Genomic DNA, 23822 nt, shown 5'->3' with positions numbered 1-23822 from the left:
AATGCTTGAATAGATTATCTCTCTTATGTTTATGAGCCTTGTTATGTCACAGCTTTTATCTGCTATCCCTCTCAACTCTTTATCTGGAGTCGGCGCAAAAGTCGCAGAGAAACTGGAGAAGGTTGGGCTTAACAACGTACAAGATTTACTGTTTCACCTGCCTTTGCGCTACGAAGATCGAACGCGTATCTATCCAATCGTAAAACTGCATGCTGGTTTATGGGCAGCAGTGCAAGGCAAGGTAATGCACGTCGATACCATTTTCGGTAAACGTAAGATGCTCGCAGTAAAGATCAGTGATGGTAATGGCACTATTACACTGCGTTTTTTCAACTTCACTGCAGGCATGAAGAATAACTTTGCCGAAGGCAAACAAGTGCATGCTTATGGTGAGATCAAGCGCGGTAATATGGGGCTTGAGATCGTCCACCCTGACTACAAATTCTTTGCGCCGAGGCAACAGCCAGACGTTGAAGCCAATCTGACTCCGGTGTACCCAACCACCGAAGGGCTAAGACAAGTCACGCTGCGTAATCTTACCGATCAAGCCTTAGAGCTAATCGACAAGGCCGCAGTTAACGAGCTTCTCCCATCAGGTTTATACGACCACCAAATTACCCTCGCACAAGCACTGCATACCATTCACAGGCCGCCCCCGGGCATTGACCTAGAGCTGTTTGATGAAGGCAAGCACCCTGCGCAACTGCGCCTAATTATGGAAGAGTTACTGGCTCAAAACCTGTCTATGTTGTCTGTTCGTAGCAAAGGGCAGCAAGACAAGGCAATGCCTTTTCCTCCAGTAAACACCCTTAAAGATAAGCTACTGGCTCAGCTGCCGTTTTCACCAACCAATGCCCAAGCACGAGTGACCAAAGAGATCGAAGCTGACTTGGAAAAGCCGCATCCTATGATGCGTTTAGTGCAAGGTGATGTGGGCTCTGGTAAAACCTTAGTCGCTGCACTGGCGGCGGTTCGCGCATTGGAACACGGTCAACAAGTAGCACTTATGGCACCCACTGAACTACTCGCAGAACAACACGCGATTAACTTTGCCAACTGGTTTGAGGCAATGGGTATTCAAGTTGGATGGCTAGCAGGTAAGCTCAAAGGCAAAGCTCGTGAAACTGAACTAACACGTATTGCCAGTGGCGAAGCGCAAATGGTGGTCGGTACTCATGCCCTGTTCCAAGAGCATGTCGAGTTCAAAAACCTTGGTTTAGTGATCATTGATGAGCAACACCGATTTGGTGTCCACCAGCGATTAGAGCTACGTGAGAAAGGCGCAAAGCAAGGCTACTACCCCCATCAGTTGGTCATGACCGCTACCCCAATCCCACGAACGTTAGCAATGACGGCCTATGCCGACCTCGAAACTTCGATTATTGATGAACTGCCACCGGGACGAACCCCAATTCAAACCGTGGCAATTCCTGATACCAAGCGCGATGACATTGTTGAACGTGTGAAAAATGCGTGTCTCAATGAAGGCAAACAAGCCTACTGGGTATGTACGCTGATTGATGAATCGGAAGTACTGGAAGCTCAAGCTGCAGCTGATACTGCTGAAGAGCTGCAACGCAAACTGCCTGACGTCAAAATTGGTCTCGTGCACGGCCGAATGAAGCCCGCCGAGAAGCAAGCAGTAATGCAGGAATTCAAAGAGAACAAGCTGCATCTATTGGTTGCGACAACCGTGATTGAAGTTGGTGTGGATGTTCCGAATTCGAGCTTAATGATCATCGAGAACCCAGAACGTCTTGGCCTAGCGCAACTGCACCAACTGCGTGGCCGTGTCGGCCGAGGTTCGGTCGCAAGTCATTGTGTATTGTTGTATCACTCTCCGCTGTCTAAAACCGCTCAGAAACGCCTAGGTGTGCTACGTGAAAGTAACGATGGCTTTGTGATAGCTCAGCGTGATTTAGAGATCCGTGGCCCCGGCGAACTGCTTGGTACCAAACAAACAGGCTTGGCCGATTTTAAGATTGCCGACTTAGTGCGAGACCAACGTTTGATCCCTGAAGTGCAGCGTATTGCTCGTCATATTCACGATAGCTACCCAGACAACGCCAAGGCGATCATCAACCGCTGGCTAGGCGAGCGCGATGTTTATTCCAAGGCTTAGCTAACGCTGAGACTGCATAAAAAGACAAAAAGGCTTCCCTTCAAGGAAGCCTTTTTAGTGCTAGTAAACTTTCAGTTCTAGGGCTTAACAGGGAAACTGATCTGCGCTTTTAAGCCACCTTCACTACGATTATTCACGACTACCGCACCTTGATGTTGGCTGACAATACGTTTCACAATTGCTAAGCCCAAGCCCGTTCCTTCGCTACCACGAGCCGTGTCACCACGCGTGAACGGTTCAAACAACTTCCCGATCTGATCCTGCGGGATACCTGGACCATTATCTTCTACCGTTACCCAAGCAAGTTTATTATCCGCCGTCATGCCGGTAGACACTTTGACCCAACCATTACCATAACGCAGCGCATTTACTACCAAGTTACTCACCGCACGCTTCATCGCAATTGGGTTACCAAGCGCGGGCTTCATTGATTCCGGAATATCAGTTTCAATCTGCACTTCGTATCCACCTTCAGAGCTAGAAACCTCGCGAGCAATATCGTCAACAAACACCGCTTGGAATGAATCTCGATCAACGGGTTTTAAGTAGTCCATAAACTGGCTGATGATCTCGTTACACTCTTCAGTATCACTGATGATGCCTTCCGCTAAGTAACTGTCTTCTGGTGACATCATCTCAGTCGCTAAACGAATACGCGTTAACGGAGTACGTAAATCATGACTGATACCTGCCATCAACAAAGCGCGGTCTTCTTCAAGTTCTTGGATACCTTTCGACATCTGATTAAAGGCTCGGGTTACTGAACGAATCTCTTGCGCACCTTGTACTGGCAGGGGTGGTGGAATATCACCTCGCCCGACACCTTGCGCGGCTTTCTCCAGCGCAATCAACGGACGGTTTTGCAATCGGATAAACAGCCAACCACCTGCGACAATCAACAGCGCCATGATCAGACTGTTACGAAACAGTGGTGCAAAATCCTCTTCTTGCAGCTCTGATAACGGAATACGAATTAAAGAGTTGGGTAACTGCGCAATGTCCATCCACAGTACATAACTCTCTTTCCCCAAGATCAGCCGCACTTCGGTTTCAGAACCCAGCTCTTTGGTCATCTCCTCGCTCATCAAGTCAATCGCAACGGCGTGGTAATACTCACCCGCCGCTTCGCTGCCCTTGGCGTGAACGGTTACCCCGAGCTGTTCAAGCACACGCTGACGCAATGGCGCATCGATCTCGATATCACTGCCTTGGTCCAATACCAGGTTTAGCTCGTGAGCCAAAATCTTATTAAACTGCTGCAAACTTGGCATCAACGCATAGTTAAACACCGCGTAATAAGAAAAAATTTGGCTAGCGACCAATAGCGTTAAGAAAAGCACTATCGACTGAGTAAAGGAGCTACGTATACGCATGGGGTACCCGAGATGTAGAAAGATAAAGAAAGTGTTATATGACTATAACTCTAAACCATTGTGCTGAATAGAAAACGGGCCATCGCATATTAATGAGATGACCCGTAAGATTCACAGAATCGATAAAGCTACTGTAGAGCTTATTAAGCTGAATTACACAGCTTTGCCATCTGGAACGAATACATAACCCAAGCCCCACACCGTTTGGATGTAGCGAGGTTTGCTTGGATCTTCTTCAACTAGACGACGCAGACGTGAAATCTGAACATCGATAGAACGTTCCATTGCTGAATACTCACGGCCACGAGCCATGTTCATCAGCTTATCGCGAGACATTGGCTCACGAGCATTCGTTACCAAGGACTTAAGAACCGCAAATTCACCCGAAGTAAGCGGCATTGGCTCTTCACCGCGGAACATTTCGCGAGTACCTAAGTTCAAGCGGAACTCACCAAACTCAACCACAGACTCTTCTGTGCTTGGTGCACCCGGTGCTTCAATGACTTGGCGACGCAGTACAGCTTTAATACGAGCAAGCAGTTCACGTGGATTAAATGGTTTTGGCAGGTAATCATCAGCACCCACTTCCAAGCCCACAATGCGATCCACTTCATCACCCTTTGCAGTAAGCATCAGGATTGGTAGCGAGTTGTTTGCGTTTCGTAGACGACGACAGATCGATAGACCATCTTCGCCCGGCAACATTAAATCCAATACCATCAAGTGAAAATTTTCACGGGTTAACAGGCGGTCCATCTGCTCACTGTTTGCCACGCTACGCACTTGAAAGCCCTGCTCTGACAGATAGCGCTCTAACAGTGCACGTAAACGAGCATCGTCATCGACCACTAAAATTTTGTAGTTTTCTTGCATGTAATGGTTCCACCTATTAAAGCTTAAACCTAAGGTTAAGCATTCTTGGTAAATTGTATATTGGTATAAGACATTAAAAATGTAACATTATTGGAGAAAAAGTCGCCTAAATAATTGTTAACGTATGTTGCCTTTCTATATATTCTATCTTAGATCATCATTTCATTAAGTCAGATTTATGAAAACCAAACTTATTACTCGAGAAGGTTATAACAAGCTCAAAGCAGAACATGACCACTTATGGCACGAGAAACGCCCTGAAATTACTAAGATAGTCACTTGGGCGGCAAGCCTTGGAGATCGCTCAGAAAACGCAGATTACACCTTCAATAAGCGTCTACTTCGTCAGATCGATCGCCGAGTGCGTTTTTTAAGAAAGTTCCTACCTGATGTCACGATCGTTGATTACTCGCCACAACAAGAAGGTAAGGTATTTTTCGGTGCTTGGGTCGAAATTGAGAATGATGATGGGGAAATTAAGAAGTTTCGAATTGTCGGCCCAGAAGAGATCTACGGCGATGCTAAAGGCTATATCTCTATCGACTCACCAATGGCTAGAGCTCTGCTCAAGAAAGAAGTAGATGACGAGTTTACGGTAAAAACACCGGAAGGCGACAAAGAGTGGTTCATTAACTCGATTCGCTACGCAGACAACGAATAACCAAACTTAATAAACACTTAGCGATAAACTGAGTGTTCAGCAAACCCAAACTCCAGATAAAAGAAAACCCCGCAAGGCTTTCGCCTAGCGGGGTTAAGTCTCTATCGCAGCAATCCGGCTACTGTTTATCTCTTCGAGATAAGGTGCTCCCTGCATCTTTCCTTGATAGTGGCTAAATCCTTTAACCAATTTCCTTTTTGTTCATCGCCATCCTAGCGGTGTCCATTCTAGCCTGTCATCCTGACTGGCGAATCTCATCCAGAGATTATCACTTCCTTGCTGACCACTCATCCTAAGTAATCAAATCTTCATCCTGAAGATACCTAGTCCATTAGGCTTTTTCCTGTTCCTGCCAACTCCCTGTCGACAAGTTAAATATTACGGCAAATGGCCGTGTTTCCTAGATAGTCTTAAAAAACATTTCAGGTGAGAAATACGCCCACAAACACACAATCAAATAAAATCAGCAACTTAGTGTAACATCAAGACGATTTCATCGGTCTAAAGCGACTTAGTCTCACATCACTTGTAAGAGATCTCGCACAAAGCGGGTATCAGAAACGGAAATTCGACTTCTGACAGGATAATTACACAGCCAAAGCTAGAAAAAGCGTACGCTCACCCCCATGTATTTGTCATGATATTAAATAAGAGATTCATCGGATGAGCCAAGCTATCTGTCGACTGATCGCTGAAGAACTGAATGTCCGTTCTGAGCAAGTCACTGCCGCAGTAAACCTAATTGACGACGGTAACACCGTTCCCTTTATTGCCCGCTACCGTAAAGAAGTTACGGGTGGCTTAGACGATACCCAACTACGTAACCTTGATAGCCGCCTTTCATACCTTCGCGAGCTAGACGATCGTCGCCAAACAATTCTTAAGTCGATTCAAGACCAAGGAAAACTCACGCCAGAACTCGAGCGTGATATAACTCAGGCTGACAGCAAGACTCGCTTAGAAGATTTATACCTGCCATACAAACCAAAGCGTCGCACTAAAGGTCAAATTGCTATCGAAGCAGGCTTAGAACCACTTGCCGACACACTGTGGAATGAACCACAGCACGATCCAGAAACGGAAGCGGCGAACTTCATCAGCAACGATAAAGGCATTGCCGATACCAAAGCTGCTCTCGATGGTGCTCGTGCGATCATCATGGAACGCATTGCGGAAGACGCAAACCTACTAGAAAAGATTCGCCAACACCTAACACGCAACTCAGAGCTAGTCGCTCGTGTAGTGACAGGTAAAGAGCAAGAAGGCGAGAAGTTCAAAGACTACTTCGAGCACAACGAAGCTCTGAGCAAAGTACCGTCTCACCGTGCACTTGCCATGTTACGTGGCCGCAATGAAGGCTTCCTAACACTGGCAATGAACGCAGACCCAGAGCAAGAAGAAGGTGTACGTGGTTCTTACTGCGAAAACATCATCTCTGATCACTACGGTATTACCTTAAGCAGCGCACCTGCGGATGCATGGCGTAAGCAAGTGATTAGCTGGGCATGGCGCATCAAGGTTTCTATGCACATGGAAACAGAATTGATGGGTGCGATGAAAGAGCGTGCTGAGATCGAAGCGATTGAAGTATTCGCAACCAACCTAAAAGACCTACTCATGGCAGCGCCAGCTGGCCCTCGAGCAACCTTAGGCTTGGACCCGGGTTTACGTACCGGTTCGAAAATCGCTGTCGTGGATTCAACCGGTAAGGTTCTGGCAACAGAAACGATTTACCCTCACCCACCTCAAAAGCAATACGACAAATCGGCACACGTGGTTGAGCAGATGGTTCGTCAATTCAATGTTGATTTGATTGCGATTGGTAACGGTACGGCTTCACGCGAAACCGACAGCTTTGTGGCTGACGTAATTAAACGCGGCAACCTAAAAGCGCAAAAGATCATTGTTAGCGAAGCGGGCGCATCGGTGTATTCCGCGTCTGAACTAGCTGCAAAAGAGTTCCCGAACATGGATGTATCAATTCGTGGTGCGGTGTCTATTGCTCGTCGTCTGCAAGATCCACTGGCAGAGCTAGTGAAGATTGACCCTAAATCGATCGGTGTGGGCCAATACCAACACGATGTGAGCCAAACTATGCTCGCTAAGCGCCTAGATGCGATTGTCGAAGACTGTGTAAACGCCGTAGGCGTTGATGTGAATACAGCGTCTGCCGCGCTACTTACTCGCGTAGCCGGCCTTTCTAGCACCATCGCTCAGAACATCGTGGATTTCCGTGATGAGAATGGTCGCTTCGAAGCACGTACTACGCTAAAGAAAGTCGCTCGCTTAGGGCCAAAAGCCTTTGAACAGTGTGCTGGTTTCCTACGTATTATGGATGGCAAAAACCCACTGGATGCATCATCGGTTCACCCAGAAGCTTACCCAGTAGTGAAAAGCATCGCTGAGAAAAACCACAAAGACATCAAATCTCTGGTGGGTAACACCGACTTCTTACGTGGTTTGCACGCGGTTGATTACACCAATGAAAACTTTGGTGTTCCAACGGTCACCGACATCATCAAGGAGCTGGATAAGCCGGGACGCGACCCTCGCCCTGAGTTCAAGACTGCAACCTTCGCCGATGGCGTAAACAGTGTTTCAGATCTAGAACCGGGCATGATTTTAGAAGGTGTGGTATCGAACGTGGCTAACTTTGGTGCCTTCGTTGATATTGGTGTTCACCAAGATGGCTTAGTGCATATTTCAGCGCTCACCGATCGCTTTGTCTCTGACCCACGTGAAGTGGTTAAAGCGGGCGACATCGTGAAAGTGAAGGTGATGGAAGTGGATGTTCAGCGTAAACGTATTGCACTAAGCATGCGTATGAAGGACGAGCCGGGACAAGACAACCGTGCTCAACGTTCAAGTGCACCTCGTACACAAAACCGCTCGAATCAAAACTCGCAAGGTGGCCAACGCCGTCGTGAAGAGCCGCAACAAAACGCTGCAATGGGTGGAGCATTCGCTGCCGCTTTTGCTAAAGCGAAAAAGTAATCCATTAGCTCATCTAAAAAGCTGATGTGCTTAAAACAGAAAACCTGCATCCCTTAGGGTATGCAGGTTTTTTTATTATGTGTTCAAAAAAGACATCGAAGCTTGGTTGTATTCTTCGTGTTTATACTCAAAATAATTGGAGTTGCAGCTAGGCAACAAGTAAGTTCAGCCCTATGAGCATAGGGGTTCTATGTGATTAGGGTGAACTTACGCAGTTAACAACGCTGCAGCTTCAAGTATGAAGAGTATAATTATAATACGACCAACATCTCTGACGGAGCATGAGGCGCAACAGCATGACCATAATGATACTTTATGACCTTACGTCGTTTCTCCATCTGTCCTTCCTGAATCGCCGCATCTAAAACATGCTTTGGCAGGCGGAAACGCATGGTATAACCTTTGCCTTGATCAGCACTGTATGTTTTCAGTGCCAATAAGCTGAACAGCCGATCAAAAGGGTCTTGTGGCTCTTCTTGGCTAACCGAATTGGCCTCTGACTCGTTCTCCATTTCATAACCTGGATGGTCTGAAGGATCCCAAGCCGACTGCTGCCTTCGTTTATCGTCTGATTTTACCTTACGCTCTGCATTGGTTCTCGCCAATGCTACTGCGGGAGCAATAGGTTCTCGGACTCTATTATCACGCGCAACTTGCTCTGTTTGCACATTAACGGACGGGGCGATTAGTGGCACACTCACTGCAGTTGCAGGTGACACAATCATCGCGAACTCTCCTCAAGAATCGCCCATCAATATTGCCATAACACTGTTGTACCGAGAACGCACAACAGGCATAGCCCAACTTAGCGCAATCAGCTCTGGAGAGAGTTAGGTCTGAGTATCATGCAACACGTTGGTGTTATACCAATCGTAGTAAATAACTGATCATCCTAGCTTGTTAAAATGCTCGATAACGGCGTTAGATTTTTTGATTGTAGAATAACTACTTATCGAAACTACTTGTCAAAAAAAAGCTGCCTTGTTCTCAAGCCTTTTACCTACGCTATTTTTGAACACTTACTTACTGTGATTGGTATTAGCTTATATATCGACCAAGCCGGATATATATTTAGCAATTATTTTTGTGCGAAGCTGACAAGCTCACTGCAAAAGGCATCCGCTTCGGTCATAAACGGTGCATGCGAAGACTGGGTAAATATGTATTGCTCGGTATGAGGCAAGGCTGTGCCTAAGTCTTTCGCAACCTTGATTGGCACCAATCCATCTAATCGACCATACAAGCGTAGCATTGGTACTGAAATCTCAGGCAGTTGTTCACGCAGATCGACATCCGACAGCATCTTTAATCCTGCCAATAATGAGTCAGGGTTCGGCAACGGGCGAGACAGCACCGCTTGCTTGAGTTGTTTTACATCTTGCCTTGCTGAAGGGCTGCCCATGGCTTGCAATGCCATAAAGCGTTCGATGGTGGTTTGGAAATCTTCAACCAGTTGCTCGGTGAATGCGCTTAATACGTTGGGCTGAATGCCTCGCCATAACACGGGCTCTTTTGCAGCGGCGAATTTGGGAGAACTGGCGACAGTCACCAGCTTGCTCACGTAATCTGAGTGATGGAGAGCCATGTGCGTTGCGACCAAGCCTCCAAGTGACCAACCCACCCAAATCGCTTGCTTTGGTGCTTCGGCCAAAAGCTGCTGAGCAATCTCTTCAAGATCTTGAGCGTGGCAGTGCGCGCTGTGTCCATACCCTGGTAAATCGACAACATGCACTCGAAAATCAGCTTGTAATGCATTAACGGTTTGTTGCCATACCGCACCGTTCATTCCCCAGCCGTGAACCAGTACTAAATCAGGCCCTTGCCCAGAAACATGCCAATATAACGCGTCACTCATTCTCAATATTCCCTACTTTTTCCATCAGCGATAATCCGCGCTTTTCAGTATGGTGAGCAAAAGGAACACCATAACCCAAAAGCATCACGAGCTATGTTATCCGATTGGCTACAAAAACACACACCACGTCTGGTCACACCTCAATGCCACCTGTGCAAACTTGATAAACTGCCCAGTGATACACATCCTCGATGGTGCAATTCTTGTCTCAAACTCTTTCAGCCAGTACCACGCTGCCAACGATGTGGTTTAAAAACACTGCTCACAGTAGAGCAGTGCGGACAGTGCTTATCTCAACCTCCACCTTGGCATCGCCTCTACTGTGTCGGCGATTACACCTTCCCTACAGCAGGTTACATTCAGCAAATGAAGTACGCTGATAAGTTTTGGTTTGCACGTGATCTATCTAAGCTATTGGCATCACGTATCGAATATCCTGCTCCGCTGATCACCAGCGTGCCGCTGCATTGGCGTCGATATACTCATCGCGGCTTTAATCAAAGTAAGCTGCTAGCCGACTACACGGCTCAAGAGCTTGGCGTTGAAAGTGATGTGCTCTTTCGTCGAATTCGCTCAACGGCTTCCCAGCAGGGGCTGACTAAATCCGCACGATTACACAATCTAAAGAGCGCTTTTGCGCTGCGAAAACAAGACGTTCAAGGAATTATCCCCTCTCACGTCGCGATAATTGATGATGTTGTAACCACCGGCAGTACTGTGTATCAATTATGCCAATTACTACTTGAAGTGGACGTTAAAAGGATTGATATTTACTGCATCTGCCGCACTCCTGAGCCCTCTGGATAAAAGCTGTGAATCACTACTTGTACAGCAATCCAACAAAAAAGGGCTGAATTACAAATCTGACAGGAGTAGAATGGCGCTAATAACCTACAAATCTACTCAGGTATTCGTCGTGTCAAATATTACTATTACAGAAACAGCTCAAACTCACTTTGCCAATCTGCTGTCACAGCAGCCTGAAGGTACAAACATTCGTGTGTTCGTGGTAAACCCAGGCACACAAAACGCTGAGTGTGGTGTTTCTTACTGCCCAACAGATGCTATCGAAGCGTCTGACACAGAGCTTAAATTCGAAGCTTTCTCTGCATACGTAGATGAGCTAAGCCTACCGTTCCTAGATGAAGCTGAAATTGACTTCGTTACTGACAAAATGGGCTCTCAGCTAACGCTTAAAGCACCAAACGCTAAGATGCGTAAAGTCGCAGACGATGCACCACTTCTAGAACGTGTTGAATACGCAATTCAAACACAAGTTAACCCACAACTTGCTGGTCACGGCGGTCACGTTAGCTTGGTAGAAATCACTGAAGACGGCGCAGCTATTGTAGCATTCGGTGGTGGTTGTAACGGTTGTTCTATGGTTGATGTAACGCTAAAAGAAGGCATCGAGAAAGAACTTCTTCAACAGTTTGAAGGTGAACTGACTGCTGTTCGTGATGCAACTGAGCACGATCGTGGTGAGCACTCTTACTACTAATCACTGATTTAGTGTTAGTTGTTATTTGAAAGGTTGATGCGCAAGCATCAACCTTTTTTGTTATGTGGATAAGCAAGTTAGGACTATCGCGTTCTCTCTATACTCTTTTGCTATACAACCATATTTTCACCTCGTTACCATCTTGAGTAAGGTATTCAAGTGATCGTAATCGATTCCTGCTTCAATAATTTTCGGATATGAAAACTCGGATCTAGGAACTCAAGGTCATTTCCCCTATATTAGAATGACTTTATAAGAAAGAATTCCAATGAGCTAAGGAGCGAGCGCAATGACGAAAAGGACCAAGCCAGAGATTTTGGCTAAACAAACTGTCGCTCAATCAAGACTATTCTCTATCGAGTCTCTCGACTTACGCTTTTCAAACGGCGAAGAGCGCACTTACGAACGCATGAAGCCCAGCGGGCGCAACGCAGTGATGATGGTTCCTATTACTGAGCAAGGCGATATTCTATTAGTACGTGAATATGCAGCGGGAACTGAACGCTACGAACTTGGCTTTCCAAAAGGGCTGATTGATCCAGGTGAGCAGCCAAACGAAGCCGCCGTTCGCGAACTCAAAGAAGAGATAGGCTTCGGTGCCAACAAGCTTACTCCGCTGAAGGAAGTGATCCTTGCACCCTCTTACTTCTCTAGCAAAATGACGCTGTTTATTGCAGAAGACCTCTACCCAGAAAAGCTAGAAGGTGATGAGCCAGAGCCTCTCGATATTGTGCGCTGGCCACTTGCTCAAGCCGAAGAACTGTTAACACATCTCGATTTCTGTGAGGCTCGGAGTATTACAGCCCTGCTTTTAAGCCTTCGTGTATTAAACAATAACTAGAACATTCAGGCTCGCTCTAAGAGTAAGAGAACATTTATGCCAATAACAAAAGATTTGTCTCACCTCCTACCCTCTGTCATTGAGATTGCTCGCTCTGCTGGTCAACTCATCTTAGAGATCTACGAGAAAAAGGATTACGAAGAGTTCATTAAGAGTGATGACACTCCAGTAACCAGTGCCGATCTTGCAGCACATAAGCTGATATTAAAAAAACTCAGTGAATTGACGCCTGATATTCCCGTATTATCCGAAGAAGACGCCGACATCAGCCTAGAGCAACGCTCTCAATGGGATCGCTACTGGTTAGTTGACCCACTGGACGGCACCCAGGAGTTCATCGCACGAAGTGGTGATTTCGCGACAATTATCGCCCTAATCGAGCATAACAAGCCAGTGATGGGCGTGGTATACGCACCCGTTTCAGGTGTGAGCTATTACGCTTACAGTGGCAAAGGCGCTTGGAAGATCCCAGACCTTAATGACAGCGTGAAAATCAAAACGCATCGTCACGAGCTGCCAAACCAGTCAATCGCCATGGCGATCAGCCGTCGCCAGGACATCAATCGCATCACTAGCCGTATGAGCTCAGCATGGAATTATGATTTGGTTCCTCTAGGCTCAGCAGCGCTTAAGGCCTGTTTAGTCGCAGAAGGCGCTGTGGATTGTTATCTGCGCCTTGGACCAACCGGAGAGTGGGATACCGCCGCAACGCAGTGCATTGTTGAAGAAGCTGGCGGACGTATCTTAAGTACTCAACTAGAACCGCTTTCGTACAATGAAAGAGAAACGCTAGAAAACCCGAACTTCATTGTACTCGGTGATGCAGATTTACCGTGGGTAGAAATTTTGCAAGGCAAAGACTAGGCGAGTTTGCTCCCTTTAACTGTCAGATATCCTCTAGATTCTCAGAACAAACAAAACGGGCACCTCAGTGAGGTGCCCGTTTTTTATATCTCGTAATTTAGTGACCCTTAGCCGTTTAGCTAAAAACGACCTTGATAAGTAAACTGGTACTTACCTTGGCTATCAGGATTACCCAACCATTTAAGCTGATTTTGCATCGTTGGCGGGAATTCAACACCCGGTTTAAACCACGCTGCAGATGTGTAGCGCTGGTTAGATGTTAGACTCGCTGAGAACTCACTGTCTACTTGAGTGCTCTTCTGAACGCCTTTGGCTGCAATTGTACTGTCTTCACAGGTTATGTCCGCAATCACAGGACCAAGGTCTAACGAACCAACAGGTGAATCGACTGCAGCACCAGACCAAGCCACAGTACCTTCACCAGACTGACACCAAGGTTGAGCATGAACCGCATGCTTGATCGTCAGCTCAACCTTTCCACCAATTGAAACCGGGACTGGAATGGCTGGAGCATATTTCATCACGTTAGCAGCGGGCATTGATGCGACTAAGTTTTCCGCATACGCACCACTCATGCTGTACCCAACACGCCCTTTTCCTGACAAGTTCATGTCGCTATTACGACCAAAACGAACCGCTAATTCAGCTTTGGCTTGGAAGAGTTTAGAGAACTGAAAGTCCCACTGTACTGAACCGTAATTAACACGCTGCCAGGCGATATTATTGGCGCTGCCCTGCCAAACCGTTCCTTCAACACCTTCAATATTCAAGCCACGCACAGCCGGTGCATGTTTGAGTACAAAAGAGGCCGGTAGATGCAGCAACAGACTAACCGAGAAAAAGACAATAAAGATGCCGCCAAAAAGTAAACCTAACTTCAAAGATAAACCGCGTTTCACATTAACCTCGTTTAAACTGTAGTCGGTTGACCTCAATAACCCCTGGGTTATCGGAGCGATCAATGTCCATAAACTCAACTTCGACACCCTGCTTCTCTTTCAAGTATGTCAGCCAATCTAAGAACTGATTAAAAGGCACAGGTTTCACCCACACTTGCAACATTTCGCCACGTGGTTGCACGCGTATTAGCTCGATATTAAAGCGACGCATAGAAGCTGGTACAGATTGATTCAGAGGCTGGCTCGCACTGATGCCACCACTGCCTCGCAACTCAACCACTTCATTGGCTTTATTGGTTACCCAAGCTAGAAGTTGCTTCTCACTTTGAATACGGCTCTGCGCAAGTTCAGCTCGCTGACTGAGTGGCTGGATTAGCCCCCAATAAACGACACCGACCACCAATAAAATTGAGCAACCAATCACTAATCGTTGCTCTCTTTGACTTATTGAAGTCCACCACGCTTGGAGTGGCTCAATCATATTTCTCATCACTGATCTCCTTACGCAGTTTATTGACGGGGTTTAAGGGTAAAGCTACCAAATACGGCATCACCATTACGATTCAATGGCCCTTGCTCAACGGTAAACTTCTCTTCAAGTTTCACTCGCGCAGTCTCGAAATATTGGAAGTCAGTACTTTTCGCTTCCAATCTCACCTCTGAGCGGTTGCCGTCGTAGCGAATACTATTCACTTCGATGGCTTTCACTTGTCCTAAAGTTTCTGGCAGTAACGCTAGCCATCCAAGTAAGGAATCACCATCACCCGAGCCACCATACTTCTTAGCTTCGTCGTTCATCTGGCGCTTAAGGTAGCTGACCGTCGGAATACGTTGCTTGCCCGGAAGTACGCTTCTAAAAATACGTTCACTCTCCGTTCGGTACGCTTCGGCTTGTGCTTCGTACTGCTGAACCTTTAAGACTTGCTGAGTGACGATCACCGCCACCAGCAAACAAGCTGCGATCGCTACTTTTTGCCATACACGCCAGTACTTACTGAATGAAGATTTGGTTTTAAAGGTGCCAGTCAGTAAGTTTACGCCACTTGTAATGGCTTGTTGGCTCAGTAAAGACATCACCAGTTCCGCAGGTTTAGCTTGCCACTCAATGCCACTTTGCAGTTGAACGTCATCACTTGGCAGTGCGGTGTAGCTAAAAATCGTTGGTGATTGCTCTTCGTCATCTAAGGCAACCCAATCGCTTTGTAAGAACATCGCTAGCCACGCCTCATTGATCGACACTGCTTGATAGTTGCTTTGACGCAATAACCAATGTTGGTCGATCTGCAGCGCACTGATGCCCTGATCTTCTAAAGGCAACGCTAAGGTATCAGGCAATACTTTACGAAAGATAATATTCGCTTCGCGGAAAGTATCCAGCGCCTGCTTAAGCCAATCACGTTCCACACCACACACTGTCGCGTGCGTTGCGTCTTTCTCTAAAATAGTCAGGTGTAAGTCTTCGATATCTTGTGCGACTTCGTCTTCTAATAAAAACGGCAGCATAGAATCGAACTGGCGAGCAGCACCTTTCGGGATCTCAACACGCTTAATTAAGCATTCATTTCCCGGCAATAAAGCGATACAGCTACGCTTTTCAGCGTAAGGCGTTAACTCATCCAGCTGCTCCCAGCTAGACAGTTCGCCACTTGCTATCACTTCTTGTTGGCTTGTCGACCAAACTAACCACTGCACAGGGCTTTGTGGCTCGCTACTCAGTCGAACGGTCAGAAACTCGCTCACTGATTCCTCCAAAACGACGGCGTACTACCGTCACTGTTTCTCGATTACTACTATAGAAAAGCGTCCGTATACGTACACGTGACTGCTCAACTAATACCTCTGCATCTAGCTCAAAATAGGCGCTATCTACAGTTAAATATGCTTTCGCTTTTTTGCTGACTTCGGCACTCACACCCACAATAGCAGGCTCAGCCATAAACGCATCCACCGTATCCCAACCATCGAATGGGCGTTTGTCTATCAGCTGTTTGGCATCCGATTCACTTAAGCCGGGGGCAAACATCGCTTCCAATAACGGCGCCTGCTTTTCCGTAAGAGTATTCACATTCAAACGGAAATCGTCGCTCGGCAGAGCACAAACAAAGGGGCGAACCTTATTCATCACCTCACCAGTGACTTGATAAACCGAGCGTAGCTCGGACTCATCGGCCATTAAGCCATTCGCTGCCAAATAAGATGGCTTCATCGCCTCATAAGTACTGTCTTCTACACCAGCTGAAGAGGTGGTTCGGGTATCACTATCAACAAATTCCCAGCTTGAATGTGCAATAACCTCGGCCTGATAAGGCTCAACATCTTGGTTTTCCAACAAGGTTTGCCAAACCGTAATTAAATAAGGTGTTTGGTTACTTGAAGTCGTCGCCACACCAGCCAACGCATTGAGATTAAAACATGCCTGAGCATCAACAATACGGCCTTTAACTTGACCATAATCCAACGGGTATACCTGTTCTTCTAACGCCCATGGTTGACTCAAGTTGACGGTATCACTGTCTTTGTAGCTTTGCCTAATGCCGTCTTGCACCAGCGCTTCGACACCAATGCTGTACCAGTAAGCCTGTTGGTAATTCAGTTGATTGCCCACGCGCTTAAATTGAGTAAACAGGCGTTCCGACATACTGCCTGCGATGGTTGCCATTATCGCCAGTAGCATCAGGATAATGATCAGCGCAACACCTCGCTGCTTGCGCCCCATGGCAGACCTTGTCAGTGCAAACTTATTAGTTCGATGAGTCATTATTCCCCTCATTACTACTTGAAGAGTCACTGTTTGAAGAATCATCGGCCTGATCTAGCGTGCCACCAGGGGTGAGATAAATACGCTCTATCTCACCATAATCTTTCAAGGTTAGCTTTAACCTTACCGCTTTCGGTAGCGATTTGTCGGCTTGCCACTCTTTCCCCCAGCGGCTTCCGTCATAAAACTCGAATTCCAAGCTTTCAACATCATCAAGCAAAGGCGTAATCACACCTTCTTGTCCTGCAGGAGTATCGGGGTAGCGCCACCACACACGCTCAAGCGTTTCTTCTTTAATGCGGTAACCCACTTTGGTGACTTCTCCGCGAGGAAACTGCTGCTGTGGGTTATGCCAGCCAAGGCGAGTAAACATGATGCCAACGCTGTCGGAATCCAGTAAATACTCTTTAATTAAGATCAGCTTAGATGATGCTTCTTCACCGTTGGTACGAAATTGTCGCACCGCCATCTGGCGAAAATCATTATCTAAAATGACTAAGCTACGTTGCAGTTGATTTAAACGAGCACTGCGCTCGATTGAAAGCTCGTTGCTGCGCTGAACCTGATTGACTACCTGATAAGCCGCCATGCTTAACGTGGCAAAGATAGCGATCGAGACCAAAACCTCAATTAAGGTAAAGCCTCTCCCTTTCGAAGATAGTCCTTGTTTACGAGGCACACGCTTATTGGCGGACATGCTCTTACTTAGCGACTTGCTCTGAGCTAACGACACGCTTTTACTTGACCACATAGCTGCGCACCGTGACCACTGGAGAAGCTTGTTTACTGGTTGCCACACTCACATCAAACGCCTTTAATAAATCATCGCTAGTATCGATTGGCGTGACCTTCCAAAACCACTCTCTCTCGGCCAACTCTTGTGTGCCCTGCGCTTTTTTTAGCTTCTCAGGATGCAGCATCACCAAAGCCATTTGATTATCAACGACCATAGCCGCGAAGGTTTTTTCTTCGAGATAACTGAGGGTATTGATGTGCTGAGTAACAGCACGAATCACACTGATCGCCGCAGTCGCAAAGATAGCGAGCGCAACCAATACCTCAAGCAGCGTCATTCCTCGAGAACCAAGGGGCATACCACGAAAACGATAAGGAGAACGGTTATTCCTCTTCATCTTCTTCTCCCGGTTCTAGCAGTCGAATCACACCATTGTCCAATACTCGAATACGCCAACCATCTTGTATGGTGTCTCCGGTATTTGGATAAAACGACAATACAAATGGCGTCATTTCAGCACTCGACAAGATGTAGATCTGTGGTGGTTTCGGCTTCTTTTCCTCTTCAAGATCAGCAAACATATCTTCATCAAACAAGCTTCCTGGGTTGAACAACCGATCATCGTCTTCCCATGCGCCACCACCTAGAGTCAGTGACAAGGCGAGTTCTTCCGGTAGTTCAGTTAAAGAGGGGATTTTTTCAAAATCGACTTCTTGCCAGCCTTCGGACTTAAGCGCCATCAGTACATAGGTCGATTTCTTTTCATCAACACGAACGCCAAAATCCAAACCACTCAAAATAGCCTCTTCATTGAGTAATTGAACTCGCTGATAAAAGCTTTGAGCGTATTTTTTAGCAACATCTTTGCTATTGGTAGGAATGGTCGCGATCACCGCGACCGCCGTTACTGACAGTAATACCAACACCAAAAGAATCTCAATTAAGGTGAAACCTGGCTGTGTTTGCTTAGTTTTCACCTTTAGACTCCATCTGTTTACGTCCTACCATCAATAACGTATCAAGCAACAATAACGAATCAAACAATAAGCTGATGCTTATTGGAAATCCTGCATGTTCCAGTTGCCGATATCCGCCGCAATACCTTCACCACCTTCTTGGCCATCAGCACCAAGAGTGAAAATATCAATAGTGCCGTTATCACCAGGGCTTAGGTATTGGTACTCGTTACCCCATGGGTCGTTTGGCAGACGCTTGATGTAGCCACCGTCGCGGTAGTTACGAGGCTCTGGGCTGCTTGGCTTAGAAACCAATGCATCAAGACCTTGATCCGTTGTTGGGTAAACGCTGTTATCCAGTTTGTACATATCTAGCGCGTTCTCTAACGCCACGATATCAGTGATGGCTTTTTGTTGGTCTGCCTTCTCTTTATTACCCAATAGGTTAGGTACAACAAAGCTCGCCAATACGCCAAGGATAACCACAACAACCATCACCTCGAGTAGAGTAAAGCCTGATTGTTTCTTCATTTTATTTTTCATTATTTTCTCCAAATTACAGACAGCGAGTTGAAGGTAATAATGTCCTTCTTCTCGTTAATCCAAAAACTAACGTCTTATAAGCGGTAGGTTAGCCGCTCATCAAATTATTCATTTCAAGCATCGGCATCAGAGTCGCCATCACAATGAACAGTACTAAGCCTGCCATCAAAGCGATAAGTGCTGGCGTAAAGATACCTAATGCGATATTCACGGTAGATTCAAAGCTTTGATCCTGGTTATCTGCCGCTCTTGTTAGCATTTGCTCTAACTGACCACTCTGCTCACCACTGGCGATCATATGCAGCATCATTGGAGGGAAGAGTTTGGTTTGATCGAGCGCTTTACGCAGGCTTGCCCCTTCTCTAACACTGTCTGACGCCTGCAGTACTTGTTGCTTCACATGGTGATTCGACATTACATCAACCGCAACCTTCATCCCCTCAAGGATAGGAATCGCACTCGAGGTACAGATAGAGAGTGTTCGTGCAAAACGAGAGGTATTAATTCCTTTCGCGATCTTGCCGATCAGTGGAATGCTTAATAGCTTGCGATCCCAACTCATGCGAACACCCGGCTTTTTCAGAGCGGTCTTAATCAACACAATCACACCGATGATCAACAACAGTAATTGGATGCCCCAATTCTGGATAAATTCACTCGATGCCAATAAAAATTGTGTCGATTGAGGAAGTTCTTGGCCCATTTGGATAATCGGTTCAACGATCTTAGGTACCACGGTTGCCAGCAGGAACGAAACAATCGTCACCGCAAACACCACCAGCACCACAGGGTAGATCATCGCTTGCAGCAACTTAGAGCGCATCTTCTGACGGTTTTCTGCGTAATCAGCCAGTCGCTCCAATACCGCATCTAAGTGACCCGATTTCTCACCAGCCGCGACCATGGCTCTAAACAGTTCATCAAAGATATGTGGGTAATCAGCCAAGCTATCGGCTAGCGAATAACCTTCCGTTACCTTCGAACGAACCGCCAGTAACATGGTTCGAATACGTGGCTTTTCAGATTGCTCCGCCACGGCTTTCAAGCACTCTTCTAGCGGCATGCCTGATTGCACCAAGGTGGAAATTTGGCGAGTAATCAAAGCAAGGTCTGGCGTGCTGATACCACGCTTAAAGCTGGTCGAAGGCTGTGCACCTTTCGTCGTTTTAGCTTTAGCTTCGGTCATCTCAACCGGCATCAAGCCTTGTTCTTTTAAGCGCTGGCGAGCCTGACGAGCGTTATCCGCTTCAATCGAGCCCTTTTTGCTCTTACCCTTGGCATCCAGTGCTTTGTATTCAAATGCCGCCATACTAGACTTCCTTGGTCACGCGCATCACTTCTTCTAGGGACGTTACCCCTTTCAGAACTTTGCTCAAGCCATCATCTCGAATACTTGGTGTTGTGCCACGAATTGCTTTCTCAATTGCCTGTTCGCCAGCTTCACTGTGAATCAGCTCTTGTACCGAATCGTCAATCATCAGGAGTTCATGAATACCGGTACGGCCTCGATAGCCTTTGTGACTGCAGCTTTCACACCCTTTGGCATGGTAAAGCGTTAGGCTGTCTTTCTTCTTCAACCCAAACAGTTTTTTCTGTTCTTTATCCGCTTCGTAAGGTTCTTTACAGTCGTTACACAGGGTGCGAACCAAGCGCTGAGCCAAAACACCCAGCAGCGAAGAAGAGATCAAGAAGGGTTCGATGCCCATATCACGCAGACGCGTAATTGCACCGATTGCCGTATTGGTGTGAAGGGTCGACATCACTAAGTGACCGGTCAAAGAGGCTTGAACAGCGATCTCTGCGGTCTCTAAGTCACGTATCTCACCAATCATTACCACATCGGGATCTTGACGAAGAATCGCACGTAAACCACGCGCAAAGGTCATATCAACCTTAGGGTTCACTTGTGTTTGACCAATGCCATCAATATCAAATTCAATTGGGTCTTCAACGGTAAGGATGTTGCGTTCGTTGCTGTTAAGCTCTTGCAGGCCAGCGTACAAAGTGGTTGATTTACCTGAGCCTGTCGGGCCAGTCACCAAGATAATGCCATGTGGGCGCTGAATCAGCTTACGGAAGTTTTCATGGTTTTCTGCTGTCATACCTAAACTGTGCAAGTCTAGACGAGTGGCGTTTTTGTCCAACAGACGCATTACCACACGCTCACCGTGCGAAGAAGGCATGGTTGAAACACGAACATCAACCGCTCGGCCACCAATACGCAAAGAAATACGACCATCTTGTGGCACGCGTTTTTCCGCAATATCCAATTTAGCCATAACCTTTACACGTGACACGAGCAGCGGAGCCAGTTTACGGCTCGGCGCCAACACATCACGTAACACACCATCAATACGGAAACGGATCGACAGTGATTTCTCAAAGGTTTCGATATGAATATCCGAAGCACCTTCTTTGATCGCCTCACCCAGCATCGCATTGATTAACTTGATGATTGGCGCGTCGTCTTCTGATTCAAGTAAGTCTTCGTCTTGAGGCAGTTCTTCCGCTAATGAGAAGAAGTCATCACTATCAGCACCAATGTCTTCCATGAGCTGACGAGCTTCTGACGAGTCACGCTGATAAGCATCGGTCAGTTTTTTATCAAACTCATCGAGAGTAATCGCTTGTGGCGTGAAACCATTTTTCACCACTCGACTCACTTCAATGATCGCCGCCGATTTCAGTGGCTCAACATAATAAAGTATCGGTGCGCGCTCTGGATGTTGATACTCCAACACCATCTTATAGCGATTCGCAAAGCTAAACGGCAAGCGCTGATAAGTACGTGCCGCCCCTACCAATTCAGCCATTATTCTGTTTCCATCTGATCAATGAAGGCTTGAAGTTCAGCCGGGTAATTCATGCTTTCGCCAAATTTAGGCAGTACTGGAATATTATCGTCATCCATCAGCTTCAGGCCCTGCTCTGACTTATACAACTGCTCAGCACGAATAAAGTTGTATTTACGCTGAGTAATACCATCGGCCGTCATACCATCACGAATAATGGTTGGTTTGATGAAGACCATTAGGTTCTTTTTCTCAACTTGAGTACTGGTTGATTTGAACAAGTGTCCTAGAACAGGGATATCACCCAAGAACGGCACCTTAGATTCACTTTCCAGTGCTCGCTCGTCAATCAAGCCACCAAGCACCAGCATTTGACCGTCTTGAACAATCACAGACGTGTTCAGTTGACGCTTAGCAAAACGAACATCAACTGCACCATTGGCGCCCAATACGTTAGAGACTTCTTGTTCTATTTGCAGTTGAACCGAATCACCTTCATTGATTTGTGGCACGACTTTTAGCTTGATACCCACTTCTTTACGTTCAACCGTTTGGAATGGGTTATCGTTACTTGAGCCTGCGGTCGAGCCAGTTAAAACAGGCACCTCTTCGCCCACAATGAACGACGCTTCGCCGTTATCCATCACGGTGATACTTGGAGAAGATAGGATATTTGAATTTGAATCGGTCGCTACTGCACTGATCAAGGCAGTCCAGTCACCCATCACTACGCTCATTGCCGCGCCATTAACGCCAGAAAGAGCAGAAGCTAACGTTGAGTAGTCACCGGATTCTGTGGTCGTTTCATTACGCAAAAAGGCGCCATTATCATCATAGACTGCGGTGGTCGTTTCAGTGTCTTTCGCTTCTTCTAAACCAACCATTACGCCACCGATTGACGCACCTGTGTTGCCATACTGAATCACAGCACCAGTATCAAGGTTACCCCATTGCACACCAAGGTTAATGCCATCACCCTCTGCCATCTCGACAATTAGGGCTTCAATCAATACTTGAGCACGACGAATATCCAACTGTGCGATCACATCTTGCAGCGCGTTCATGATGTCTGGTTGGGCGGTAATAACCAAAGAGTTGGTATCACTGTGAGCTGAGATCACCACTTTGTCACGTTGAGATGAGCTACCTTTAGTTGATGTTTGCTTCTCTGATTGCAGGTTGTCCGACACGCCTTTCAGCACATCGACTAAATCTTCTGCTTTGGCGTATTTAAGGTAAATTACTTGGTTGTTGCCCTTGGTTGCCATTTCCACATCAAGCTGTTCAATCAACCTTCTTAAACGGCTACGTACCTTAGGGTCACCTGAGATAAGGATCGCATTGGTACGTTCATCGGCAACTAATTTAGGTTGTAGGAAGGCTGGTGTGTTTTGGGCATCTGTGGTTTTGCTTAGTGCATCAACGATACGTACCATTTCTGCCGCAGAAGCATTCTTTAGCTCAACGACTTCAATCTCTTTATCACCCGCTTGGTCAACACGCTTGATGATTTCAGCTAAACGGTTTACTACCGCCGCTCGGCCTGTAATAAGGATGATGTTGGCTGGGTCGTAGTGCACAACGTTACCCGCGCCTGCATTGTCGTTTAGTTGACGAAGCAGAGGAGAAAGTTCACGAACCGATACATTACGAACCGTCACTACACGCGTCACTACGCTATCACCAGTGATTGAATCACGGTCACCAACAACGGGGATCGCCGAAGTTTTAGAGTCTTTGGCTTTGATGATCTTAAGAACACCCGAGTCCATTTCAACGACTGCGTAGCCATACACCTCTAGTACGTTTAAGAAGAAGCTGTAATATTGCTCTTCATTCAATACGTCGTAGCTGCGTACATCGATTTTTCCGCGCACCGATGGATCAACGATGATGGTCTTCTCTAGGTTACGACCAACAATATTAATAAACTCTTGAATGTCAGTGCCTTTAAAGCTGGCACTAAAATCACTCGCGATGGCTGCGGGTGTGCAGATCAAGCTTCCTGCCAATAACCATGCACTTTTCTTAAACCAATGCTTCACGTACTTCTC

Annotated in this window: 22 protein-coding genes; 7 read left to right on the top strand and 15 right to left on the bottom strand. The window is 46.7% G+C overall.

The features are described from left to right. The first annotated feature begins 43 nt into the window (after positions 1 to 43). Positions 44 to 2122, top strand: a complete 2079-nt coding sequence (recG, locus tag AB6E78_RS05630) for an ATP-dependent DNA helicase RecG (RefSeq protein WP_102249009.1) — start codon at positions 44 to 46, stop codon at positions 2120 to 2122. Between the two features lie 77 nt (positions 2123 to 2199). Here recG and envZ read toward each other — a convergent pair whose 3' ends face one another. Further along, complete coding sequence (gene envZ / locus AB6E78_RS05625; RefSeq protein WP_372112710.1) at positions 2200 to 3495, bottom strand: two-component system sensor histidine kinase EnvZ; 1296 nt, start codon at positions 3493 to 3495, stop codon at positions 2200 to 2202. Between the two features lie 153 nt (positions 3496 to 3648). Then, entirely contained in the window at positions 3649 to 4368 is a 720-nt protein-coding gene (ompR, locus tag AB6E78_RS05620; protein ID WP_008218409.1) for a two-component system response regulator OmpR, read from the bottom strand. Positions 4369 to 4546: 178 nt separating this feature from the next. Here ompR and greB point away from each other — a divergent pair, with 178 nt between their 5' ends. Further along, positions 4547 to 5029 (top strand): transcription elongation factor GreB, encoded by a 483-nt coding sequence (gene greB, locus AB6E78_RS05615; protein WP_017062470.1) that lies wholly within the window; start codon positions 4547 to 4549, stop codon positions 5027 to 5029. 663 nt (positions 5030 to 5692) lie between these two features. Beyond that, on the top strand, positions 5693 to 8023 hold the full coding sequence (locus AB6E78_RS05610) for a Tex family protein (RefSeq protein ID WP_372132709.1): 2331 nt from the start codon (positions 5693 to 5695) through the stop codon (positions 8021 to 8023). A 251-nt stretch (positions 8024 to 8274) separates the two neighbouring features. Here the strand turns inward: AB6E78_RS05610 and AB6E78_RS05605 are convergent, their stop codons facing one another. Further along, positions 8275 to 8748, bottom strand: a complete 474-nt coding sequence (locus tag AB6E78_RS05605; RefSeq protein ID WP_017066129.1) for a hypothetical protein — start codon at positions 8746 to 8748, stop codon at positions 8275 to 8277. A 353-nt stretch (positions 8749 to 9101) separates the two neighbouring features. Beyond that, positions 9102 to 9878, bottom strand: coding sequence for a pimeloyl-ACP methyl ester esterase BioH (bioH, locus tag AB6E78_RS05600; protein ID WP_017063077.1), 777 nt, complete (start codon positions 9876 to 9878; stop codon positions 9102 to 9104). Between the two features lie 93 nt (positions 9879 to 9971). On the opposite strand from bioH, the gene AB6E78_RS05595 reads away from it, so the two are divergent. The 4 genes from AB6E78_RS05595 (at position 9972) to cysQ (ending at position 13084) form a co-directional block, all read left to right on the top strand. Beyond that, positions 9972 to 10685 carry a ComF family protein gene (locus tag AB6E78_RS05595; protein ID WP_372132706.1) on the top strand — a complete coding sequence of 238 codons (714 nt, stop codon included), beginning with the start codon at positions 9972 to 9974 and terminating at the stop codon, positions 10683 to 10685. A gap of 109 nt (positions 10686 to 10794) precedes the next feature. Further along, positions 10795 to 11379 carry a Fe-S biogenesis protein NfuA gene (gene nfuA / locus AB6E78_RS05590; protein ID WP_004741449.1) on the top strand — a complete coding sequence of 195 codons (585 nt, stop codon included), beginning with the start codon at positions 10795 to 10797 and terminating at the stop codon, positions 11377 to 11379. 289 nt (positions 11380 to 11668) lie between these two features. Further along, positions 11669 to 12220, top strand: a complete 552-nt coding sequence (gene nudE / locus AB6E78_RS05585; RefSeq protein ID WP_017062476.1) for an ADP compounds hydrolase NudE — start codon at positions 11669 to 11671, stop codon at positions 12218 to 12220. 36 nt (positions 12221 to 12256) lie between these two features. After that, the gene (gene cysQ, locus AB6E78_RS05580) at positions 12257 to 13084 is read left to right on the top strand and encodes a 3'(2'),5'-bisphosphate nucleotidase CysQ (RefSeq protein WP_017062477.1); all 828 of its coding nucleotides are present in this window, start codon (positions 12257 to 12259) and stop codon (positions 13082 to 13084) included. Positions 13085 to 13203: 119 nt separating this feature from the next. On the opposite strand, the gene AB6E78_RS05575 is transcribed toward cysQ, so the two are convergent. From AB6E78_RS05575 to gspD, 11 genes are all read right to left on the bottom strand, one after another. After that, positions 13204 to 13983 (bottom strand): type II secretion system protein N, encoded by a 780-nt coding sequence (locus tag AB6E78_RS05575; RefSeq protein WP_017070118.1) that lies wholly within the window; start codon positions 13981 to 13983, stop codon positions 13204 to 13206. A 1-nt stretch (position 13984) separates the two neighbouring features. Then, positions 13985 to 14473, bottom strand: coding sequence for a type II secretion system protein M (locus tag AB6E78_RS05570; RefSeq protein ID WP_017070117.1), 489 nt, complete (start codon positions 14471 to 14473; stop codon positions 13985 to 13987). A 20-nt stretch (positions 14474 to 14493) separates the two neighbouring features. Further along, entirely contained in the window at positions 14494 to 15723 is a 1230-nt protein-coding gene (gene gspL, locus AB6E78_RS05565; RefSeq protein WP_136977379.1) for a type II secretion system protein GspL, read from the bottom strand. Beyond that, positions 15692 to 16741: a type II secretion system minor pseudopilin GspK gene (gene gspK, locus AB6E78_RS05560; protein ID WP_017062481.1), complete on the bottom strand. Its 1050-nt coding sequence runs from the start codon at positions 16739 to 16741 to the stop codon at positions 15692 to 15694. The genes gspL and gspK overlap by 32 nt, the downstream gene beginning before the upstream one ends. Beyond that, positions 16725 to 17492, bottom strand: coding sequence for a type II secretion system minor pseudopilin GspJ (gene gspJ, locus AB6E78_RS05555; RefSeq protein ID WP_017063073.1), 768 nt, complete (start codon positions 17490 to 17492; stop codon positions 16725 to 16727). Before gspJ ends, gspK begins: the two co-directional genes overlap by 17 nt. Then, positions 17479 to 17874 (bottom strand): type II secretion system minor pseudopilin GspI, encoded by a 396-nt coding sequence (gene gspI / locus AB6E78_RS05550; RefSeq protein ID WP_017062483.1) that lies wholly within the window; start codon positions 17872 to 17874, stop codon positions 17479 to 17481. The genes gspJ and gspI overlap by 14 nt, the downstream gene beginning before the upstream one ends. Then, positions 17861 to 18454, bottom strand: a complete 594-nt coding sequence (gene gspH, locus AB6E78_RS05545) for a type II secretion system minor pseudopilin GspH (protein WP_017062484.1) — start codon at positions 18452 to 18454, stop codon at positions 17861 to 17863. The genes gspI and gspH overlap by 14 nt, the downstream gene beginning before the upstream one ends. A 78-nt stretch (positions 18455 to 18532) precedes the next feature. Further along, positions 18533 to 18976, bottom strand: coding sequence for a type II secretion system major pseudopilin GspG (gene gspG / locus AB6E78_RS05540; protein WP_004741459.1), 444 nt, complete (start codon positions 18974 to 18976; stop codon positions 18533 to 18535). 88 nt (positions 18977 to 19064) lie between these two features. Beyond that, positions 19065 to 20285: a type II secretion system inner membrane protein GspF gene (gspF, locus tag AB6E78_RS05535; protein WP_102320993.1), complete on the bottom strand. Its 1221-nt coding sequence runs from the start codon at positions 20283 to 20285 to the stop codon at positions 19065 to 19067. A 1-nt stretch (position 20286) separates the two neighbouring features. Then, complete coding sequence (gspE, locus tag AB6E78_RS05530) at positions 20287 to 21789, bottom strand: type II secretion system ATPase GspE (RefSeq protein ID WP_102394588.1); 1503 nt, start codon at positions 21787 to 21789, stop codon at positions 20287 to 20289. Continuing rightward, positions 21789 to 23813 carry a type II secretion system secretin GspD gene (gene gspD, locus AB6E78_RS05525; protein ID WP_102428475.1) on the bottom strand — a complete coding sequence of 675 codons (2025 nt, stop codon included), beginning with the start codon at positions 23811 to 23813 and terminating at the stop codon, positions 21789 to 21791. Before gspD ends, gspE begins: the two co-directional genes overlap by 1 nt. Positions 23814 to 23822 lie beyond the last annotated feature (9 nt).

Source organism: Vibrio sp. 10N.247.310.98, assembly GCF_041467395.1.
GTDB classification, from domain to species: domain Bacteria; phylum Pseudomonadota; class Gammaproteobacteria; order Enterobacterales; family Vibrionaceae; genus Vibrio; species Vibrio crassostreae_C.
The sequence above is the reverse complement of the archived record's forward strand: the minus strand, read 5'-3'. Positions and strand labels throughout refer to the sequence as shown.

What these genes read in the sequence shown, in the direction of transcription:
- bioH (WP_017063077.1), bottom strand. Translation starts at nt 9,878, where the DNA reads ATGAGTGACGCGTTATATTGGCATGTTTCTGGGCAAGGGCCTGATTTA.
- gspI (WP_017062483.1), bottom strand. Translation starts at nt 17,874, where the DNA reads ATGAAGAGGAATAACCGTTCTCCTTATCGTTTTCGTGGTATGCCCCTT.
- greB (WP_017062470.1), top strand. Translation starts at nt 4,547, where the DNA reads ATGAAAACCAAACTTATTACTCGAGAAGGTTATAACAAGCTCAAAGCA.
- cysQ (WP_017062477.1), top strand. Translation starts at nt 12,257, where the DNA reads ATGCCAATAACAAAAGATTTGTCTCACCTCCTACCCTCTGTCATTGAG.
- gspE (WP_102394588.1), bottom strand. Translation starts at nt 21,789, where the DNA reads ATGGCTGAATTGGTAGGGGCGGCACGTACTTATCAGCGCTTGCCGTTT.
- gspK (WP_017062481.1), bottom strand. Translation starts at nt 16,741, where the DNA reads ATGACTCATCGAACTAATAAGTTTGCACTGACAAGGTCTGCCATGGGG.
- nudE (WP_017062476.1), top strand. Translation starts at nt 11,669, where the DNA reads ATGACGAAAAGGACCAAGCCAGAGATTTTGGCTAAACAAACTGTCGCT.
- recG (WP_102249009.1), top strand. Translation starts at nt 44, where the DNA reads ATGTCACAGCTTTTATCTGCTATCCCTCTCAACTCTTTATCTGGAGTC.
- AB6E78_RS05605 (WP_017066129.1), bottom strand. Translation starts at nt 8,748, where the DNA reads ATGATTGTGTCACCTGCAACTGCAGTGAGTGTGCCACTAATCGCCCCG.
- gspG (WP_004741459.1), bottom strand. Translation starts at nt 18,976, where the DNA reads ATGAAAAATAAAATGAAGAAACAATCAGGCTTTACTCTACTCGAGGTG.
- AB6E78_RS05610 (WP_372132709.1), top strand. Translation starts at nt 5,693, where the DNA reads ATGAGCCAAGCTATCTGTCGACTGATCGCTGAAGAACTGAATGTCCGT.
- gspF (WP_102320993.1), bottom strand. Translation starts at nt 20,285, where the DNA reads ATGGCGGCATTTGAATACAAAGCACTGGATGCCAAGGGTAAGAGCAAA.
- ompR (WP_008218409.1), bottom strand. Translation starts at nt 4,368, where the DNA reads ATGCAAGAAAACTACAAAATTTTAGTGGTCGATGACGATGCTCGTTTA.
- gspJ (WP_017063073.1), bottom strand. Translation starts at nt 17,492, where the DNA reads ATGTGGTCAAGTAAAAGCGTGTCGTTAGCTCAGAGCAAGTCGCTAAGT.
- AB6E78_RS05570 (WP_017070117.1), bottom strand. Translation starts at nt 14,473, where the DNA reads ATGAGAAATATGATTGAGCCACTCCAAGCGTGGTGGACTTCAATAAGT.
- envZ (WP_372112710.1), bottom strand. Translation starts at nt 3,495, where the DNA reads ATGCGTATACGTAGCTCCTTTACTCAGTCGATAGTGCTTTTCTTAACG.
- AB6E78_RS05595 (WP_372132706.1), top strand. Translation starts at nt 9,972, where the DNA reads ATGTTATCCGATTGGCTACAAAAACACACACCACGTCTGGTCACACCT.